Raw genomic sequence first — 17,165 nt, 5'->3', positions numbered from 1 at the left:
TTAACGAAAAAATTAATATGAGCTGAACACACCCCTGCCGCACAGAAACCAGCCGCCATGCCCCGCACACCCGCCGCTCCCAAGCCTCCCAGGCGCAGTCCGGGCCGACCGGCCGCAGGCCAGCCGGGCCAGCGCGAGCGCATTCTCGACGCGGCCACCGAGCTGTTTTCGCGGCAGGGCGTCGCCGGCACGCCGGTCAAGGCCATCGCGGCGCTGGCCGGCGTCACCCCCGCACTGGTGCACTACTACTTCAGCGATCGCGACCTGCTGCTCGATGCCGTGATCGAAGAGAAGGTGCAGCCGCTGGTGGCCCGCTTCTTTGCCGGCAGCCAGTCCGGCGATGAGCCGCTGGCGATGCTGGTCGGCATCGCCACCCGGCTGATCCGCGCCGTCGCCGGCGCCTCGTGGTTTCCGGGCCTGTGGATCCGCGAAGTGGCCAGCGACGACGGCGCGCTGCGCGAGCGCGTGCTCAAGCGCTTCGCGCTGGAACGCGCCGGCGCGCTGATGGCGCCGCTGCAGGCGGCGATTGCGCGCGGGCAGCTCAACCCCGGCCTGGAGCCGGCGCTGGTGGTGCCGTCGCTGATCGGGCTGACGCTGTTGCCGCTGGCCACCACGCATATCTGGCGCCGGCTGCCCGGCGCGGAGGCGGTCGATACCGACGCGCTGGTGCGCCATGTCACGGCGCTGCTGACGCATGGGCTGTCCGCAGCGCCGGCGACGGCGGCCCGGAAGCCGCCCACAGGCGCCGCCAAACGGAAGGGCCGCACGGCCCGGCATTTCCCGGAGTCCGCATGAACCACGCTGCTTCCCTCCATCGTCCGCGCCTGCGCACGGCGTTGCGTGGCACCGCCCTGCTCGCCGCCGCATGGCTTGCCGCCGCTTGCGGCAACGCCCGCACCGACACCTGGCAAGGCTACGTCGAAGGCGAATTCGTCAGCGTGGCCTCGCCCTTCGCCGGTCGCCTCGACGCGCTCTCGGTGCAACGCGGCCAGCAGGTCGGCCAGGGCGCCGCGCTGTTCGCGCTGGAAGCCGACGACGAGCGCGCAGCGCGCCAACAGGCCGAGGACCAGCTGCGCGCCGCCGAAGCCACGCTGCAGGACCTGAAGACCGGCAAGCGTCCGCTCGAGGTCGAGGTCAGCCGGGCCCAGCTTGCGCAGGCCCAGGCCCAGGCCCAGCGCAGCGCCGCGGCCCTGCGGCGCGACCAGCGCCAGTACGAGATCGGCGGCATCGCCCAGGCGCAGCTCGACGAATCGCGCGCGCAGGCCAGCAGCGACGCCGCGCGCGTGCGCGAACTGCAGCGCGATATCGACGTGGCGCGCCTGCCTGGCCGCGATGCGCAGCAGGCAGCCCAGGCCGCACAGGTGGCGGCCGCGCGCGCCGCACTGGCGCAGGCGCAGTGGAAGCTGTCGCGCAAGACCGTGGCCGCCACGCAGGCCGGACTGGTCTACGACGTGCCCTACCGCCTGGGCGAATGGGTGCCGGCCGGCAGCCCGGTGGTGCGCATGCTGCCGCCGGGCAACGTCAAGGTGCGCTTCTATGTGCCGGAAACCGTGGTCGGTGCGCTGCGCAACGGCCAGGCGGTGCAAGTGCGCTGCGACGGCTGCGCCGCGCCGGTGGCGGCCACCATCAGCTATGTCGCCAACGAGGCCGAGTACACGCCGCCGGTGATCTACAGCAACGAGACCCGGCGCAAGCTGGTGTTCCTGGTCGAGGCGCGCCCGTCGGCCGCCGATGCGCCCAAGCTGCGGCCCGGGCAGCCGGTGGAAGTGGTGCGGCAATGAACACGACCGCCAACGGCAACGGCCTCGCCATCGACGTGCGCGGCCTGAACAAGCACTTCGGCGACAAGCATGTGGTCAACGACCTCAGCATGCAGGTGGCGCGCGGCGAGATCTTCGGCTTCCTCGGCCCCAACGGCAGCGGCAAGACCACCTCGATCCGCATGATGTGCGGGCTGCTGACGCCGGACTCCGGCACGGGCACCTGCCTGGGCTACGACATCCTGACCGAGTCGGACGAGATCAAGCGCCGCGTCGGCTATATGACGCAGAAATTCTCGTACTGGGACGACCTGTCGATCCGCGAGAACCTGGACTTCGTCGCGCGCGTGTACGGCATGCCCAACCGGCGCGAGGCGGTCGAGCGCGCGCTCGAAGACCTGGGCCTGGCGACGCGCTCGGCGCAGTTGGCCGGCGCGCTGTCGGGCGGCTGGAAGCAGCGCCTGGCGCTGGCGGCCTGCCTGCTGCACGAGCCCGAGCTGCTGCTGCTCGACGAGCCCACCGCCGGCGTCGATCCCAAGGCGCGGCGCGAGTTCTGGGAGCAGCTGCACCAGCTGGCCGCGCGCGGCATCTCGGTGCTGGTCAGCACGCATTACATGGACGAGGCCGAGCGCTGCCACAAGCTGGCTTATATCGCCTACGGCAGGCTGCTGGCGCAGGGCACCGCCGATGAAGTGGTGGCAAGCCAGCGGCTGTCGACCTGGAGCGTGGAAGGCGACGACCTCGCGACGCTGTCGGCGCAGCTGCAGGGCGCGCCGGGCGTGGAGCAGACCGTGGCCTTCGGCACCGCGCTGCACGTGACCGGGCGCGATGCCCAGGCGCTGGCCGACACCCTCGCGCGCCTGGCCGGCCCGGGCCGGCGCATCGAGCAGGCCCAGACCAGCCTGGAAGACGTGTTCATCCACATGATGAGCGGGGCCGAGGACAACATGGCGCGCAAGAAAAAGGAGGCGTCATGACGCCCGCCCCGGCGCGCTTCTCGCTGCAGCGCTGGTGGAGCATCGTGCTGAAGGAGTTCCTGCAGCTGCGGCGCGACCGCGTCACCTTCGGCATGATCGTCGGCCTGCCGATCATGCAGCTGCTGCTGTTCGGCTTTGCCATCAACACCGATCCGCGCCAGCTGCCGACCGCGGTGATCGCCGCCGACCAGAGCGAGTTCACGCGCTCGTTCGTCGCCAGCATGGAGCAATCGACCTACTTCCGTCTGGTCGGCACGCTGCCCGACGAGCGCGCCGGGCGCGAGGCGCTGATGAAAGGCGAGGTGCAGTTCGTGCTGACCATCCCGCCCGACTTCACGCGCCGGCTGCTGCGCGGCGAGCGGCCCGCGCTGCTGGTCGAGGCCGATGCCACCGACCCCGCCGCCACCGGCCAGGCCATCGCCGCGCTGGCGCAGCTGCCTTACCGCGTCGCCGCGCACGATCTGAAGGGAGCGCTGGCGCCGCTGGCCGGCGGCAAGCCGCCGTTCGAGGTGCAGGTGCAGCGGCTCTACAACCCCGAAGGCATCACCCAGTACAACATCATTCCCGGGCTGATGGGCGTGATCCTGTCGATGACCATGGTGATGATGACCGGGCTGGCGATGACGCGCGAACGCGAGCGCGGCACCATGGAGAACCTGCTGGCCACGCCGGTGCGGCCGATCGAAGTGATGACCGGCAAGATCGTGCCGTACATCTTCATCGGCCTGATCCAGTCGACCATCGTGCTGCTGGCCGCGCGCTGGATCTTCAGCGTGCCCTTTGTCGGCTCGGTGCTGGCGGTGTACCTGGCGGCGCTGCTGTTTATCGCGGCCAACCTCACCGTGGGCATCACGCTGTCGTCGCTGGCGCGGAACCAGCTGCAGGCGATGCAGCTGACCTTCTTCTACTTCCTGCCCAACATCCTGCTGTCCGGCTTCATGTTCCCGTTTGCCGGCATGCCGGGCTGGGCGCAGGCGATCGGCAACATCCTGCCGATGACCTACTTCCACCGCATGGTGCGCGGCATCCTGCTCAAGGGCAACGGCTGGTTCGAGCTGTGGCCCAATGTGTGGCCGATGGCGCTGTTTATCGTGGTGGTGATGCTGATCGCGGTGCGCTTCTACCGGCGCACGCTCGATTGAAGGAGCGGGCCATGCAACGACTCACGTCCCTGTGCGCCGCCGCGCTGCTGTGCGGCTGCGCGGTCGGCCCCGATTTCAGCGCGCCGGCGCCGGTGGACGATGCCGGCTACGTGCCGGGTCCGCAGCCGGTGGCCACCGTTGCCGCGGACGGTGCCGGCGCGCCGGGCCAGGCCCACGCGCAGACGCTGGCGGCCGGCGCCGATGTGCCGGCGCAGTGGTGGACGCTGTTCCGCAGCCCGGCGCTCGACGCCACCATCCGCAGTGCGCTGGAGGCCAGCCCGACGCTGGCGCAGGCCCGCGCGCGGCTGCTGGAAGCCCGCGAGAACCTGGCCGCTCGCACCGGCGCGACGCGCTGGCCTGCCATCGACGCGAAGCTGGACACCGCGCGCCAGCAGGTCGATTTCCAGTCGATGGGCATCACCGCCATCCCCAGCCCCGGCCCGTTCACGCTGTACGGCGCGACGGTGCAGGTGTCCTATGCGCTGGACCTGTTCGGCGGCCAGCGGCGCGAGCTGGAAGGCCTGCAGGCCGTGGTGGACTACCAGCGCTACGAGCTCGAGGCCGCGCGCCTGGCGCTGGCCGCCAACGTCGCCACTGCCGCCATCCGCGAAGCCGGGCTGCGCGCGCAGCTGGCCGACACCGCCGCGATGGTGGCGGCGCAGCAGCGCCAGCTCGGCATCACCGAGGCACGCCTGCGCGCGGGCGGCGTGGCACGCGTCGAGGTGCAGCGCCGGCGCGCCGAGCTGGCGCAAACCCAGGCGCTGGTGCCGGCGCTGCAACGCCAGCTCGATGCCACGCGGCACCAGCTTGCGGTCTACACGGGCCAGACCCCGGCCTCGGCCGCGCTGCCCGAGTTCCACCTCGACGCGCTGCACCTGCCCGACACGCTGCCGCTCAGCCTGCCTGCCACGCTGGCGCGCCGCCGGCCCGATATCCGCGCCGCCGAGGCGCTGCTGCAGCAGGCCTCGGCCAATATCGGCGTGGCAACCGCCAACCTCTATCCGCAGGTCACGCTGAGCGCCAGCGGCGGCACGCAGGCCACCGCGGCGCGCGACCTGTTCAGCAGCCTCAACGTCTGGAGCCTGGCCGCCGGCCTGGTGCAGCCGGTATTCCGCGGCGGCGAACTGCAGGCGCGCAAGCGCGCCGCGGAAGCTGCGTATGAGCAGTCGCTGGCCGCGTACCGGCAAGCTGTGCTGCAGGGCCTGCAGAATGTCGCCGACGCGCTGCGCGCGCTCGAGGCCGATGCTGCCGCGCTGCGCGAACGCGCCGACAGCGCGCGCCAGGCGCGCGATACGCTGGCAGTGGTGTCGGAGCAGTACCGCCTCGGCGGCGTCAGCCAGCTGGCGCTGCTGGATGCCGAACGGCAGTCGCGCCAGGCCACGCTGGAACTGGCGCAGGCGCGCGCCGACCGGCTGGCCGATTCGGCGGCGCTGCTGCAGGCGCTGGGGGGTGGGTGGTGGCAGGAGCCGCCGGACACGAACGCGGCGGCGGTGTCATCACGCTAGCGCGGCAGCGCCGATGGCATTCACTTTTTGTCGGTCTGGGTGTACCAGTAGGTACGCTTGCGCTTGCCGATGCCGGGCGGGGAGATTTTCTGCGCGCCCAGCGACGAAGTATTGTCGCCACCCCCGGGACCGGTCTGATTGCCGCCACCGATCAGCACCGGCACGTTGCTGGTGTTGCCCGACTTGTCCGTGACGGCAACCACGCCGAACACCGGCGACGGCGGCAGGCCACCATTGTTGAACACCACGTAGCGGTTATTGTTGATGCCCTTGCCGGTCAGGAACGACACTGCATATCCGCGGGCAGTGCCAAGGTCGGGATAGCAGGCGCCGGCCTTGGGAACGCTTGGCTGGTTGGTCCCGAAATAGGTATAGCCGGCCACGGTGAGGGGTGCGTTGACCACCTTCTCGCCGGCGCCCAAGGTCAGGTAGAAGCCTTTTGCGGTGGTCGCATCGGCGTATTCGGTGGTGGTGGCGTCGAACAGGCTGCTCTCGGTCAGCGGCGTCCAGGTCGATGGCAAACCGCCGGTGAGTGCGGTGTCCTTCAGCATGTAGAACCGGTTGACGACGTTGTAGGCCAGTCCCGGCGTGGTGCTGGTGGTATATAGCGGATGCTCGCGGTCGCCGCTGCCGATCATCACCGCATCGTAGCCCCCGGTGGTGATGACGTCGGGCGGGTACATGAACTTGCGCGCGTCGTTGGTATCCTGTGCGCCGCCCAGCGCGGCGAACTTGCCCAGCGTCCACGCAGCCGGCCCGGTGCCGGCCGTCGTCTCGAAATCGAGCCGCCAGATATTGCCGCCGACGTCGCCGACATAGCCCTTGTCGACCAGCGCGTCACCGTTGCGATCGACCACCGCCACGTCGGACGGGATCGCGCGGCTCATGCCGGCCGGCGTACTGCAGACCGTGTCGGCGAGGCCGGAGCAATTCGCCAGCCAGGCGCGCACCACATTGCCTTCGAACGCGTCGAAGACAATGACACCGCGCCCCTGCGCGCCGCTGCCGCCGCCCTTCGACGGCTCCGCGTCCTCGCCCGGATCGTAGCCGGCACCCATCACCACCAGCGGGTTGTCATAACCCTTGACGCGGATCACGCGCGGTTGCGACCAGGTCTGGCCGAGCTCCGCAATCGCGCCACTGTCGGATTTCCACAAGAACTGCGGCGCCATCGGATCGGTCACGTCCAGCGCATAGACCAGCCGCCCGCCGCGACGCGCCGTCAGGTAGATCACCACACGTGGCTTCGACGGGTCGCGCAGGTCCTGGTACACCGTGGTGGTGCCGTCGAAGAAGTAGTCGCGCGGCCTGGCACCCGAGCCGGTCGGCGAGCCGCTCAGTTGCACCTCCGGCGCGTTGGTATAGAGCCGGCTGAGCTTGCCGTAAAACTCTGGCGGGACGAAGCCCCACAGTTCCCCGCCGGGACGCACCCCGCCAATGCCGCTGGCCTGGTTGCCGTTGACCGCATGGAACACGCCATCGTTGGCGCCGTAGAACACCACCACGCCGGTACTGCCGCCGTAGTTGATCACCACCGGCCGTGAATGCAGTACGTCGCCGTGGACCGAACCGCGCACCGTCACGTCCCCGCCCGGACCCGCCTGGAGTTCCTTGCCGGCCACCGTGCTTTCCTTGAGCGCGTACACGTCGCGGCCGCGCACCCAGTTGATAAGGTTGGCGACATCGGCCGCGGTGCTGTTCAGCGCCGACTGTCCAGCCGCGCCGGTCAGCGCGGCATTGCCGGTATCGAACGACACCAGCGCCTTGCTGGTCTTGCTGCAGCCACCGCTGGGGCAGGTATAGAGCTTGCGCCCCGACTGGTCCCTGACGATCTGCGCACGCAGCATCTCGCCCGCGCCGCCCTTCTCGACGATCTCGCCGTCGCCGCCAACGATGCCGCTGACACCATCGGCCGAATCCAGCGCGCCCGCGGCGCCCGATGGACTATTGACCCAGAAGCCCTTGGCCGGCCACCCCGCCACCGCGCTGCCGGTATAGCTGTTGCCGCTGAACCCCTGGGGCGGCTCGGCGGTCCAGAAGCTCTTGGCATTGGGCGAGATGAAACCCGTGCCGGCGCTGCTGATCGCACTCTGCTGGTTTGGCCCGGGCGGATTGGCGTCCAGTACCACGATCTGGTTCTTGTTGTCGTAGCCGAGCTTGTACTGCTTCAGGTTGCCCATCCACCGCGGCGCCGCGGTGGCGTCGGGCCGGAACATGCCGATGTAGATCTGGTTCAGGTACGAACCCTGCCCGTTGACGCTGACCGGCAGGCTCACCGACGAGAACACGTTGTTGATCGCCTGCATCTCGTTGAAGATCTGCAGCAAGGCGTCGACCATTGCCTGGACATCGCCGAGCTCGACCACATAGCGCTTGCCGCCGGCGTTGTCGGCCATGCTGCGGGTCGATTCGACATAGTCCGGGTTCCTGCCGTCGGTGACCGCAATCGTGTAGGTGATGATGTTCTGGTTGTTGTCGAGATTGCCGTTGATGTCGGTCTCGTACATGAACCGCGCCCACTCATCGCCCCAGTTGCTGGAGTACTTGTCCTTGCCGGCCTCGAGCTTGAGCGGGGTCAGCTGCCTGGTCGTGGCACCCGCCGACACCAGCGCATCGTAGGCCACCGATCCGGTGTCCTGCGGCTTGCCGTTGTTGACCGCGTTGGCGATATAGATGACGAAGTTCTTCTGGCAGGGATTGGTGATGGGCGAGGTGTACTGCGTGCCCGACAAGCCCTTCCTGCCTCCGAAGAAGGCCCATGCCTCCTGCATGCCGGCGCCGACCTGCGAATTGTTGGAGTTGTCGGCCTGGCGATCGATGGTCGTGATGTACTTGAGAAATTCGGCGCCATTCGTGGCGTCCATCACCGGCAGCGTGTACGGGGCCGCCGCCGGATGACGGAAACTGCCGCCGACGTTGTTGCCGGTGCCGAACATCATCAGCCCCATATTGATGTTGCCGCTGAGCTGGGGGTTGGTCACCAGCGTGTTGACCGCGCGGTACAGCGCGCACTGGATCGCGCCGACATCGGTGCCCGCGTTGTTGGCGCTGACGACGTTGGGCGTGTCGCAGCCCCTGATGGTCGTGGCGGCATTCCAGGTCGAGGCATTGTCGAGCAGCAACAGGACGTTGGGCTTGGTGCCGGCATTGGTCTGCAGGCCGGTGAACAGGTCAATGTCTTCCGCCCGTGCTCCTTGCCATCCGACGAGGGTCAGCAGCATGGCGAAGCCGGCATGCGTGAAACAGGTGCGCAGGCGAAGGGTCATGTTCGAGGCGCAACGGCGGGCAGGGTTCGTCATGCGGGTTCCCGTGCTGGGCATGGTGAAAGGGTGGCGCTGCGGCGTCGACATCACGGGCATGCCGAGCCGGTCGGCATCCGTACCGCCACCCCCTGGTGGACGGTGGCCGCGGCACCCGTGCCGGCGGCGTCATTCACCGTGGCGGCAACGTCCCACTGGGTGGCATTGCACAGCGAATTGCCGGCGTTGTTGCCGGCCGTGACGATGCCAGTGTTCTGCACGTTGCTGCCGACGAAGCAGGACACGTCGTCGGGATCGGCCAGGTCCAGCTCGACGTTCTTCATTGGCTTGCTGGCTACGCACTCCGGCTGGGCCACCTGGGCGACGTAGTCGGCCTTGCCATCGGCGCTGACGTCCACCGGCACGCTGAGCGCCGCCGGTGCCTTGGTGAAGTCGTCCGAGATCACCTGTTCAATGGCCTGCTGCGCGACGTCGCGTGCCTCCATCGCGTTTTGCTGGTTGGCCGCAACCTTGACGTTGATCAGTCCGGAGTTGACCATCGCCACCGCGATCAGCAAGAACAACACCATGAACACCAGCGTCACGACCAGCGTGACCCCGGTTTGCCTGCGGCGCGGCGCCGTGCCGGATGACCTTTTCATTGCATGCCTTGACGATATCGGGTGATGACGGCCTTCGGCCTATTGCTCGCGCAGCCCGGCGACGTTGACCACGCGCGCCACCTGGGCGTAGACATGGCGCTTGTAGCCGTCGTTGAAGGGGCCGCTCGCCAGCGCGCGCCCCAGGTCGTAGGTGCGGTTGTCCGCCTGGCCGCCGGAAGGCCGCAGCGTGCGGGCCAGCACGTCGACACGCACGGTTGTGACGTTGCCCCAGTTGGCGAGCGCATTGGTCCAGTCGTAGCCCGGCACGACCGCACAGGCGGCGGCGTTGTTGGCGCCCGGGTCTTCCACATAGCAGTCGGCCGAACCATTGCTGTCGAGATCCATGCCGTAGCGGATGTGCATATCCTGCACGCCCTGCGCCACGGAGCGCGCCTGGAATGCGCCATTGACCAGCTCAGCCATCTTGAGGGTGGGAATGCCGTCGCCGCCGTTGGTGCAGCGGTCGCAGCCGGCAAGGTAGAAGACGCGCACCACGGCCTGGCGCAGTTCCGCGCGGATGCCGGGATCGCAAGCCTTGGTGAGCAGCGGGAAAGCCGCGGCCGCGCTGGCGTCGAAAACGAAAGACACACTGTCCTCGGGACAGGCGGAGACCTGCAGGTAGGACACGCCGGGCACCGGTGCAGCCACGGGGGTGGTCGACACGCGCCGTACCACCAGCACTTCCGAATTGGCCGACATATCGGGCAGGCACGGCGCCACCACGCCCGGGGCATAGCCGGCAAGCGCCAGCGGCACGGTGGTGCCCGCAACGAATCCCAATGCCGCTGGATCGGTCGCACACAGCGCCGGCCCCGCAAGGGTCGCGCCGCGCGCAATGCTGCCCACACCGAAGAAGCCCGCCAGCTCCACCTCGCGCCGGATCTGCTCCAGCGCGTACCGTCCGTTTTCCACCTGTTCGGCCGATTTGGCGAACTCCGTGCGCGACAGGCTGTTGGCGTAATACAGGCTGGCCAGCGCGGTCAGCAGCACCAGGCCGATGGTAATGCCGATCATCAGCTCGATCAGCGAGATGCCGCGCTGGCGGCGCAGGCGCGTGGCGCGGGCGCGGGATGAAGGCACGGGGAAACGCGGCGCGGTCATGACACGGTCCCGAGGGTGCCGATGCGGATCTGGGTGCTGACCGCGCGGCGATAGGCATCGTTGCCGTACTGGTCCTTGCCGCACCCGAGCGCCGGTGCGCCCGTGGTGGCAAGACCCTGCCACGCCACGGTGATGCGGTAGACCTGGTTGACCGCGTCGACGGTCTCGATGCAGCCGCGCGCGCCGATCATCGCGCCCACCGCTTGCGCGGGATCGACCGCGCTGGCGCCCGGACGCATCTCGGCGCTGCCGAGCAAGGCCGCGTTCCAGGCCTGCAGGTCGGCGTTGGCGGTGGCGTTCTGCGCGGCGCTGCCCTGCGTGCATGCGGCCGGCGGCGCGGCCGCGCTGCCCAGCTGCATGCCGGCAGCGCCGTTGGCATAGCACGCTGCCACCTGGCGGTTGGCGTTCAGGCGCGCGGCCATGTCCTGCAGCAGCGCCAGCGCCTGCACGCGCTGGTAGGACTCCATCTCGGTCTGGCCCGAGCGCGCCACCAGTCCGGCGGTACCCAGCAGCGCGACCAGCAGTATCACCACCGCCACCAGCACTTCGATCAGCAGGAAGCCGGCCTGCGCGCGGCGCGCCGGCAGGCGCCGCCGCGACTTCGCGATGCGCGTCATGTGCAGGCTCCGGTGGTGGAGGCGATGCGGCCGGTCTCGCTGACCTGCACGCATACGCGCGTGGTGGCCGAGGTCTCGCCGCCGGGCGCGAACTCGAAGGTCATCGCCGCGCCGGTCAGCCGGCCGTCGTTGCCAACTGCCAGGCCGCCGTCCGCACTGGGCGTGATGGTGAGCCCGCCATAGGGCCCGAACGAACGTATCGTCTCGGCGCCCGCGCTCACGGTCCACCCTGCCGTCCAGGCGGCGCCGGCCGGTGCCAGCGAAACCGTGGCATTGCGCTTGACCGCTTCGCTGCGCGCCAGCACCAGCGCGGAAGCCAGGTCGAGCGAGGCGCTGCGCACGCGCTGGCTGGCCATCAGCGCGGCAAAGGAAGGCGCCGCCGCGACTGCCAGGATTGCCAGCACCGACAACGCGCACAGCAACTCGATCAGCGTAAAGCCGCGGCGCGCGGGCCGCCGGCGATCATTCGCGCGCGAAAGGCTGGGCCGCATGGTCAGTTCCAGCAGTCGGTGCCTGCGCCCGACGCGGATTTGGCGCCGGCGCTGGTCAGCGTCAGCGTGCCGCAATCGGTGTCGCTGAGCTGGCTGCCCCTGGGTGTGGCGACGATGCTGTAGCGCGGCGGCGGCGCCGCGGCCGGTGTCACCGTGACGTCGTAGCGCGTGGCCAGCCCGGCGGGCACTGACATGCCGAGCGCGCCGAGGCTGGCGGCATAGGCGCGGTTGTCTACCAGGAAGCGCTCCTGCGCGCTCGAGACCTCCAGCATGAAGGACTCGATCGCCGCGCGGTTCGAGCGCACCACATAACGGCTGTAGTTGGGAATGGCGACGGCGGCAAGAATGGCAATGACCGCCACGGTGATCATCACTTCGATCAGCGTGAAGCCATGCGGCGGCCTGCCCCGGCATGACATGCCGGCAGCCCCCTGAGTCCCGTCGGCCCGGATTCCTGCGTAGGATCCGACCTCCGGGATCACCCTGAATATGACCCGAAACGGCGGGTTGACCCTCCCACCGTGTCGCACTGCCGGGCTTCTATGTCCCATGCTCGCGCTCCGCTGCTCATTATGTTCCGGACGACCGAATTCCGGAGGTTATGGCGCGGAGTGTAAGTCACGATCTGTTAAGCGGGTAAGGAAAATACGATGCGGATGGACCGGCGTTGTAGCGAAGTGACAGTGGTGTGGCCCGGTGTCATCAGGGGTAAAGATTCCGGTCCGCGCAGACGTTAATCCGCCCGCCCTCGCCCGACGCGGTGCGCAGGCGGCCGCACCTGTGCAACAATCGTTACATCCTTGAAGCCGGAGCACCCATGTCGTCCGATCCCCCCGCCTCTTCCCGGCCCGGGACACCAGCGCCGCCATCTTCGCCAGCGCCGCCCCATGACCTGGAGGCATTGCTGGAACTGCTGCGCCGCGGCTTTCCCACCCTCAGCACGCAGTTCCAGGGCGGTGCCCGCTACCTGCTCGACCATCCGCAGGACGTGCCGGTGCTGTCGATGCGCAAGATCGCGGCCAGCGCCGGGGTGCAGCCAGCCACCCTGGTGCGGCTGTCGCAGCACCTGGGCTTCGAGGGCTGGCAGGCCATGCGCGAGCTGTTTGTCGATGCGCTGCGCGGCGGCGCCCAGCCGTATGCGCGTCGCGCGCGCAAGGTGGTGCGCGAAAGCAGCGCCAGCCGCATGCTGGGCGAGATGCTCGAGGCGCAGCACCACAACCTGGACCGGATCGCCGCCAGCAACGAGAAGACCCTGCCGCAAGCCGCCGAGCTGCTGTCGCACGCGGCCTGCGTGCATGTGGCGGGCTTCCGCGCATGCTTCCCGATCGCCTTTACCTTCCACTATGTCTACCGGCTGTTCCGCAGCACTGTGCATTTGATCCGCGCCGATGCCGGCACGCTCGAGATGGAACTGCGCGGCCTGGCGCCCAAGGATGCGGTGGTGGTGGTCAGCTTCGCGCCGTACTCACAGGAAAGCATCCGCGTGGCCGAGGCCGCGCGCGAGTGCGGCTGCAAGGTGATCGCGCTGACCGACAGCACGGTCGCGCCGATCGCGCTGGCCGCGGACTGCACGCTGCTGTTCTCGGTCGAAAGCCCGTCGTTCTTTCCGTCGATCACGGCCGGCGTGGCCGTGGTCGAGGCGCTGGTCGAGCAACTGCTGGCGCGCAAGGGCAAGGGCGCCATCCGCGCGCTGGAGCAGGCCGAGGGCGAATTGCACCGCACCGGCGCCTACGTCACCCCCGGGCACGGCTGAGCGCGCGGCCAGCGCGAAAGCGCGGCCGGGCGGCCTACTACGTGCACTTCTCCCGGTACGCCTGCTGCAGCGACTTCTTCGGCCGGTCCCGTTCCAGCTCCGGCAACTTGCGGCCCTGGGCGGTCTCGATGGCCGGCGCGGTGGCGCGGTACTCGCGCTTGGGCGCCTGCGCGATCTGCTCGGCCAGCGCACGGCACTCGTCCGACCGGATGGTGGCCGGCGTCGCCGAAGGGTCGGGCCGGTAAGGGGTGGTGCCTTGCTGCACGGCTTCATTGATGGCGGCGGCGGCACCGCCCTGGTCCTGCCTCTGCGCATGCGCGCCGCACGCCACCGCCAGGGCGGCGACGGCGGCAATGCGGGTCAGGATTCGCTGGCGTCTTGGCATGATGCGATGTCTCCTCTGGCTCGACGGTTTCAGACAAGTACCGCGAGCTTAATCGTTCCCGCGCGGCCTGGCACTACCCGCATTTGCGGCACTTGCGACATTCCCAGCCTGCTGGCCCTCCCCGGCTTCGGCGCGCTGCGCCGCCTCACGCCAGTCCTGGCGCTGGCGCCGCATCTGTCCCAGCGCCATGCGCGTCATGCTGGCCCAGCCGGACGGCCGCGGATCGGCCAGCATGCTGAGCGCGCGGGCGTAATCCAGCGTCAGGCCCGGGGTCCAGGCCATGGTCTTGGCGCGCTTGCGGATCTGCGCCGCCACCCATAGCTCGGGCGTGGTGAGCAGGCGCCACAGCGGCCGCCAGCCTCGCGCCTGGCGCCAGACCCGGGCCGATGCGCCTTCCAGCGCCGCTTCGAGCGCGTGCGAAACCGTGCTGGAGCAATTGCGGTAAGTCAGGTTGTAGGTGGTGTCCTGCCGGTACGCGTCCCAGAAGCGGCGCAGGCGCTCTGGGTCGTAGTTGCGGATGCGCACCTGTACCGTCGACGGGCACCAGGCGCGCGCCTCGGTCTGGTAATCCGGCTGGAACTTGCCCGGCACGTCGTTCTCGCGGGTGGCGCGCAGGATGCGGGTGAAATCGTCGGGCGAGCGGTCGATCTCTTCGGCCGGATACAGGCTGATGTAGATGCCCTCGGGCGATTCCAGCGCGGCATGGCCGGTGGAGATCACGCCGTCGCGGTCGACCGCGGCGATATAGCGGTCCACCAGCGGCTGCCGGCGCGCTTCGCCTCGGGCGGAGCCGACCGGGGTCCAGACGTGCACCACCAGCGCATGCTCGCCGGGCTCGGGCGGGCCGTCCCACAGCGTCAGGTCGGGCGCGTCGCTGGCCGTGTGCAGCGTCGGCGCGGTCCCGGCCGGCACCGCATCGGCCTGGTCCATGCCGGGGTTATGGTCCAGCCGGCGCAGGCGCGAGGCCAGCAGCAACAGGTTCCAGCCGCCGAAGATCAGCCCCAGGCCAAGGCAATACGGCACGGTGCCGACATAGTGGGTCGGGTACGGCTGATAGAAGAAGATCGCGACCAGGATCTCGAACACGCCCACGGCCATCGCCAGGCGCCAGGTGCGGAAGCGCACCACCCGCGCCGACACGATCTGCAGCAGCCCGTCGGCCAGGAACAGCGTGGCGAAGATCATCGACAGCACGAAATGGCCGTGATGGTGGCCCGCCAGGATCAGCAACGCGGCAAGGCAGAACGACACGCCCTTGACCTGGCGCAGCGTGCGCTGCCCGCCGATGCCGCTGCGCGCCACCACCAGCGTGGCCAGCCCTTCGAGCAGCAGCACCACCGCGAGCGGCGTCATCGGGAAGTAGATGGCGTTGTCCAGCGCATCGACGAACGCCACCACGCCCAGCAGCACGCTCACACAGCCCAGCCACAGCAGGCCGCGCCAGCGCGTGCGCAGGTAGTCGACGCCCAGCAGGATCATTACCAGTCTTGCCATGTCCGCTTATCCCCTTTTGTTGTTGGCCGCCGCGGCGGCCCGTGGTTTGAGCGCAGACGCAATGCGCAGAGGAAGGTGGAACGATACCGACAAACACTAGCCCCGGCGATGCTCGCCGCCTTCGTCGCGCTCCAGTTCCCAGTCGCGGCGCATCATGACATAGGTGAACGAGGTGGACCAGCCGATCAGGATCAGGCCGACCAGCGGCTCGATACTGGCGATCAGGCGGCTGGCGCCCACCGGCACGATATCGCCCAGGCTCTGGGTGGTAAAGGTTTCCAGCGCGAAGTAGGCGTAGCGCAGCGCGTCCGGCTGCGCACGCGCGGCCCCGACCCCGGGCACCGCCACCCCGGCCAGTCCGCCCAGCCCCAGCACGCGGTCGGCAAACCAGAAGCCCACGGCGAACACCATCGCCTCGAGGCAATGGACCAGGATGATGCAGACGATCAGCACGCCGATATTCATGCGCCCGCTCCAGCGCCGCGGATGCATCGCGGACAGCAGGCGCAGCGCCTCGTAATGGATGCCGACCACCGTCACGGTCAGCACGGCGGCGCACAGCAGGGCCAGCGAATAATGTTCGGCGGAGGTTTCCATGCGCGGGGGCGCTCCCGTATGACGTCAGTGCAATCGGGATGGTACGGATAGGGCCGGGCAAAAAAAATGACGCCCTCCAAAAATAACACCGGAAGGCGTGGGGGAAAACCAGGACGCGCTACGTGGCCCGCGCGCGTCGTGCGCCGGCCGACCTGGCAGAGGGTGAGGAGGCGGCCTGGCGGCCGCTGTTTTGCTAGGCGCGACGCGGCGCCGTGGTTCAGTTACCGGACTTGCACGACAGGTTCACGTACAGCCCGCCGCCCCAGTTGAAAGCGTTGTTGCCGCTGACCTGGACCTGGACCACGTCGTTGGCGGCCACCGGTGTGGTCGCCGGGGTCGAGCAGGTGCGCTCGCTGTTGTCGAGCACGCATTGCGACGCGTCGGTGATGGGCAGCACGTCGACCTGGTCCAGCGCCGTGCCGCTGGCGACACGGTGCGCCGTGACGGTGTACGACGCCTTGGCCGGCACCTGTCCCGCCAGGATCGCGGTCAGGGTGAAGCCGCCCTCGCAGGCCACCGGCATCACTGCGCCGAAGTATGGATCGCTGCTCTGCAGCGTCAGCCCGGTACCGGTCATGACATAGGTGCCGACGCCACCCGGCGGCGCCGTGACGGCGAAGTTGGCGGTATAGACGGTGGCGCCCGCGCCGGGCTCGCCCGGGTCTCCCTTCTCGCCTTGCTCACCCTGCTCGCCCTTCTCTCCGGCGGGGCCGGGCGCACCATCGGCACCTGCGGGGCCCGCGGGCCCGACCGGGCCGGTCAGGCCGACCACCGAGATCCCCGCCGGCCACCCGTCCGCCGTCTTCGGCCCGAACAGCGTGCTGGTGGTGGTGTTCAGGTAGAAGCTGCCCACCGCGCCGTCCGCCGCGGTCGGATCGGCCGCGCCATGCAGCAGCGTGGCGCCCGGCGCCCCGGCCACGCCTTGCGGGCCGATCAGCGACACGCCGGCGGGCCACTCGCCGCCGGCCTTCGGGCCGTACAGCGTCGAGCTCGAGACATTGAGGTAGAAATCGCCATCGCTGCCCATGTCCGCGGTGGGCGCATTGGTACCGGACAGGATCGTCTTGCCATCGGCGCCGGCGGGGCCAGGCAGGCTGGCGGCCGGGCCAGCTCCGGCGCTGGTGGAATCGCCACCGCCGCCGCCGCATCCGCCGAGCAGGATGGCAAGGCAGGCGAGCGGAATCGCCGCGCGTTTCAGGTCGATCGGTTGCATCGTGGAAGCCCCCCGTTTTCATGGATTGAAGTCCCGGTGCGATGCCGGGTAGCTCCAATTTAGAAAGCGAGGCGACTGCGATAAATCGTGCATTGGCATGGGCTGTTTCAACCCTGAAGCGCCAGCCAGAACACGGAAAATGCCCTGGCCATTGCCATGTCCGGCAGTTGAGTCAGCCTGCCAAAAGGCCCGTGAAAATGCGGGACCACACCATGGGAATGGCCCTTGC

Annotated in this window: 16 protein-coding genes; 6 read left to right on the top strand and 10 right to left on the bottom strand. The window is 69.1% G+C overall.

What is annotated here, in order from left to right:
- Positions 1-57: 57 nt before the first annotated feature.
- Genes FHX60_RS15335 through FHX60_RS15315 form a run of 5 tightly spaced genes read left to right on the top strand, consistent with a single transcriptional unit; the run spans position 58 to position 5,384 of the window.
- Positions 58-795, top strand: a complete 738-nt coding sequence (locus FHX60_RS15335; protein ID WP_183283847.1) for a TetR/AcrR family transcriptional regulator — start codon at positions 58-60, stop codon at positions 793-795.
- Entirely contained in the window at positions 792-1,781 is a 990-nt protein-coding gene (locus tag FHX60_RS15330; protein WP_092307613.1) for an HlyD family secretion protein, read from the top strand. The genes FHX60_RS15335 and FHX60_RS15330 overlap by 4 nt, the downstream gene beginning before the upstream one ends.
- Positions 1,778-2,737, top strand: a complete 960-nt coding sequence (locus tag FHX60_RS15325) for an ABC transporter ATP-binding protein (protein WP_092307611.1) — start codon at positions 1,778-1,780, stop codon at positions 2,735-2,737. Before FHX60_RS15330 ends, FHX60_RS15325 begins: the two co-directional genes overlap by 4 nt.
- Complete coding sequence (locus tag FHX60_RS15320; RefSeq protein ID WP_112773806.1) at positions 2,734-3,879, top strand: ABC transporter permease; 1,146 nt, start codon at positions 2,734-2,736, stop codon at positions 3,877-3,879. Before FHX60_RS15325 ends, FHX60_RS15320 begins: the two co-directional genes overlap by 4 nt.
- 11 nt (positions 3,880-3,890) lie before the next feature.
- A complete protein-coding gene (locus FHX60_RS15315) occupies positions 3,891-5,384 on the top strand; it encodes an efflux transporter outer membrane subunit (protein ID WP_183283846.1) in 1,494 nt (497 codons plus the stop codon).
- A gap of 20 nt (positions 5,385-5,404) precedes the next feature.
- On the opposite strand, the gene FHX60_RS15310 is transcribed toward FHX60_RS15315, so the two are convergent.
- The 6 genes from FHX60_RS15310 to FHX60_RS15285 all read right to left on the bottom strand — a co-directional run bounded on the left by FHX60_RS15310 (position 5,405) and on the right by FHX60_RS15285 (position 11,913).
- Positions 5,405-8,605, bottom strand: a complete 3,201-nt coding sequence (locus tag FHX60_RS15310; protein ID WP_260164014.1) for a pilus assembly protein — start codon at positions 8,603-8,605, stop codon at positions 5,405-5,407.
- Positions 8,606-8,733: 128 nt separating this feature from the next.
- The gene (locus FHX60_RS15305; RefSeq protein WP_183283844.1) at positions 8,734-9,285 is read right to left on the bottom strand and encodes a pilus assembly PilX family protein; all 552 of its coding nucleotides are present in this window, start codon (positions 9,283-9,285) and stop codon (positions 8,734-8,736) included.
- A gap of 39 nt (positions 9,286-9,324) precedes the next feature.
- Entirely contained in the window at positions 9,325-10,386 is a 1,062-nt protein-coding gene (locus FHX60_RS15300; protein ID WP_183283843.1) for a PilW family protein, read from the bottom strand.
- A complete protein-coding gene (pilV, locus tag FHX60_RS15295; RefSeq protein ID WP_112773809.1) occupies positions 10,383-11,003 on the bottom strand; it encodes a type IV pilus modification protein PilV in 621 nt (206 codons plus the stop codon). The genes FHX60_RS15300 and pilV overlap by 4 nt, the downstream gene beginning before the upstream one ends.
- A complete protein-coding gene (locus tag FHX60_RS15290) occupies positions 11,000-11,494 on the bottom strand; it encodes a GspH/FimT family pseudopilin (RefSeq protein WP_183283842.1) in 495 nt (164 codons plus the stop codon). Before FHX60_RS15290 ends, pilV begins: the two co-directional genes overlap by 4 nt.
- A 2-nt stretch (positions 11,495-11,496) precedes the next feature.
- Positions 11,497-11,913: a type IV pilin protein gene (locus tag FHX60_RS15285; protein ID WP_243419613.1), complete on the bottom strand. Its 417-nt coding sequence runs from the start codon at positions 11,911-11,913 to the stop codon at positions 11,497-11,499.
- A 398-nt stretch (positions 11,914-12,311) separates the two neighbouring features.
- On the opposite strand from FHX60_RS15285, the gene FHX60_RS15280 reads away from it, so the two are divergent.
- A complete protein-coding gene (locus FHX60_RS15280; RefSeq protein ID WP_092307597.1) occupies positions 12,312-13,247 on the top strand; it encodes a MurR/RpiR family transcriptional regulator in 936 nt (311 codons plus the stop codon).
- 37 nt (positions 13,248-13,284) lie between these two features.
- Here the strand turns inward: FHX60_RS15280 and FHX60_RS15275 are convergent, their stop codons facing one another.
- The 4 genes from FHX60_RS15275 to FHX60_RS15260 all read right to left on the bottom strand — a co-directional run bounded on the left by FHX60_RS15275 (position 13,285) and on the right by FHX60_RS15260 (position 16,936).
- Positions 13,285-13,632, bottom strand: a complete 348-nt coding sequence (locus FHX60_RS15275) for a hypothetical protein (RefSeq protein WP_183283840.1) — start codon at positions 13,630-13,632, stop codon at positions 13,285-13,287.
- 48 nt (positions 13,633-13,680) lie between these two features.
- Positions 13,681-15,126, bottom strand: a complete 1,446-nt coding sequence (locus FHX60_RS15270) for an HdeD family acid-resistance protein (RefSeq protein WP_183283839.1) — start codon at positions 15,124-15,126, stop codon at positions 13,681-13,683.
- A gap of 96 nt (positions 15,127-15,222) precedes the next feature.
- The gene (locus FHX60_RS15265) at positions 15,223-15,723 is read right to left on the bottom strand and encodes an ion channel (RefSeq protein WP_112773814.1); all 501 of its coding nucleotides are present in this window, start codon (positions 15,721-15,723) and stop codon (positions 15,223-15,225) included.
- Between the two features lie 217 nt (positions 15,724-15,940).
- A complete protein-coding gene (locus tag FHX60_RS15260) occupies positions 15,941-16,936 on the bottom strand; it encodes a collagen-like domain-containing protein (protein WP_183283838.1) in 996 nt (331 codons plus the stop codon).
- Positions 16,937-17,165 lie beyond the last annotated feature (229 nt).

The sequence above is a fragment of the Cupriavidus alkaliphilus genome (assembly GCF_014191175.1).
Taxonomy (GTDB): Bacteria; Pseudomonadota; Gammaproteobacteria; order Burkholderiales; family Burkholderiaceae; genus Cupriavidus; species Cupriavidus alkaliphilus.
The sequence above is the reverse complement of the archived record's forward strand: the minus strand, read 5'-3'. Positions and strand labels throughout refer to the sequence as shown.